At 55.3% G+C, this 2,146-nt stretch carries 2 protein-coding genes and 1 other RNA gene; all 3 read right to left on the bottom strand.

The genetic code is table 11. The features are described from left to right. Positions 1–38 precede the first annotated feature (38 nt). Entirely contained in the window at positions 39–404 is a 366-nt protein-coding gene (locus tag E1297_RS02540; protein WP_155133499.1) for a DUF6283 family protein, read from the bottom strand. Positions 405–479: 75 nt separating this feature from the next. Continuing rightward, a complete protein-coding gene (locus tag E1297_RS02535; protein ID WP_155133497.1) occupies positions 480–1,547 on the bottom strand; it encodes an RNA ligase family protein in 1,068 nt (355 codons plus the stop codon). Positions 1,548–1,615: 68 nt separating this feature from the next. Continuing rightward, positions 1,616–2,045: a transfer-messenger RNA gene (gene ssrA, locus E1297_RS02530) on the bottom strand. Positions 2,046–2,146 lie beyond the last annotated feature (101 nt).

The following is a 2,146-nucleotide window of genomic DNA, read 5'->3' as shown; positions in this document are numbered from 1 at the left end:
CCCGTCCTTCAGGACGGGGAAGACGTTAAGGCAGAAAATCACGAGTCTTCATCATTCTCGAAGTTCGCGGCGGGAATGGTGTCCTCAAAGCGCTCGTGTTGCGGCCCATCCAGAACGACCGCGTTCAGGTTTTCGCAATCCATCACGTGAATTCTGAGGGGGATGTTGTTGCCTGGGCCGATTTGGTTCATCAGCCAGCCAACGCAATGCGCCTCCTCGCCGGGAGGCGATTCATGGCAAGCGAAGGAACGACCCGTTCCCGCAATACTACCCGGATCCGCGATCGTTGACACAAGCGCCTCGTGAAGTTCACGACTGTAACCGTTCGGGATCTCGTTCGGGTCGGTCGAAACCTTCCAAGGGCACTTCTCGCACTGACGGACTCTCTTCAACTTCCAGGGCATAATCTCTCCGCAGGTTCGACATCGGCGCGGGCTGGGCGGTCGGAATCTACGGCTGGAAATCTGCTTTGTCAACAATTAACCCCTGCGGCCGAGACCGGGAAGCCCCTTGATCATTCCGTTTGGCTCGGCCGCCTGACCATGCATCCAGTGCTTCACCGTCTGCACGTGACCCTCGCGGACGAATTTCGCGACTCGGTTGCGAAATTCCGAGAAATGAAACCCCTCGGCCGTACGCAGAACCCAACCCTCGGAACGATCCCAGTCGGTAGGCTGATGAAGGGATCTCAATGCCGTCTCGTCGAACTCTCCGTCGAAGAGAACCTCCACGGGAGTGACGCCGAGAAGGTCAAACCATTCGAGAGTGTCGTCCCATGACAGACATTCGTTCCGGTCAGTCCAGATCGAAAAGCCCATGAAATAACTCGAAAGATCCTCATAGCGGATCGAATGCACCGCATAGAGGTTTTCGCCACACAAGCGCCAGCCTTCGGGAATGTCTCCGCAGATCGTGGACCAGAAATTCTTAACCCAGTTCCGACTGGGGTGATGTCTGCCATCCAGGCTGCGCGCATGAATGTAATCCCGATACATTGTCGTGTTTTCACCGTCCATCTTCTCGGTGGCGATGACCCGAGCGCCCTCGAACGCCGACATCACCGGGATCCGCCGATCATCCTCGTTCATACCGGGGGACCATGGGACGTGATGTGTCCGGGGGTATTTCACAAAATGCGTGAAGTCGCCCAGCACGCCACCGGCCTTCAGGATCTTCTGAACGCTTTCGTCGTGAAACAGCTCGCCCATGAGGCGCATTCCGTTTGGCAGTACCGGATTGCCCCATTTGTCGTAAGGCTGATCGGCGTAAAGATGCGGAGGAACCAGAACCTTGCGGATGCCACAGGCAGCCCGCACGTCTTCTACCGATAACAACGTTTTCTCGCAAGCAATGTGATGCTCTTTACAAACGGACGCGCCATTGTCGCGATAGTAGCCCCCGTCGGGCCACAGACGTCTTTCAAGGATGTGATGAGCGTCGACGGCGGGTTCTTCGCAGAAAACACACTTATGCGCGTCGCGTTCAAAAACGGATTCTCTGAACTCGCGCCGCTCCAGCAACCGGGGCGCTTTAGGTTCTTTTCTCATTGTTCTTGACCGACAAAGCGGACCTCCGTGAAATCGGAAAGGAAATTCGAGAGGATAGAGGAAGGGAAAGTGAGGGCTTCTGTTGCCAGGTGCCTTCGAACCCCGCCACGGGCGCTATATCCCGCGGACTTAAACCGGACTACCGGCACCGCCCTCAGGCAGCGACAGCGAAATCCTTTGCGAAGTTATCGTTTGCAGATACTAAGCTTGGCCCGATAACGGCGGATACCATTCCGAACGGCACACATCACCTTTCAACGCCTGTCGATCCTATTTCGCCCCCATCAGCAACCCATACGTCATTTAGCAAACGGGATTCTTTATTCCGAAAGGTGTCCTACCGTTTTCCTCGCGGAGACCCGACCGTATGGGCTGTTGGTGGAGGCGCCGGGTTCTGCCCCCGGGTCCAGAACATCTAGTACGTCACGCACTCTACCGTCATAGTCGCCGAAGCGACAAGAATGATTTATACATGAATTTAAAAAAAAATCAAAGACTCACCTTTGAACAATCAATCAAAAATTAGACTGAATCCCCGTCACGTCATCGGGATTGGAATCGTGTCACGCTTAACGTCTTCCGCGCCCTGAAGGACGGGG

It is taken from the genome of Roseibium sp. RKSG952, assembly GCF_009711355.1.
Note: the sequence above shows the minus strand (reverse complement) of the source record. Positions and strands in the feature narration are given on the sequence as shown.

Excerpts from the sequence above, each read along its gene's own strand:
- E1297_RS02540 (WP_155133499.1), bottom strand. The coding sequence starts at position 404 with ATGCCCTGGAAGTTGAAGAGAGTCCGTCAGTGCGAGAAGTGCCCTTGG.
- E1297_RS02535 (WP_155133497.1), bottom strand. The coding sequence starts at position 1,547 with ATGAGAAAAGAACCTAAAGCGCCCCGGTTGCTGGAGCGGCGCGAGTTC.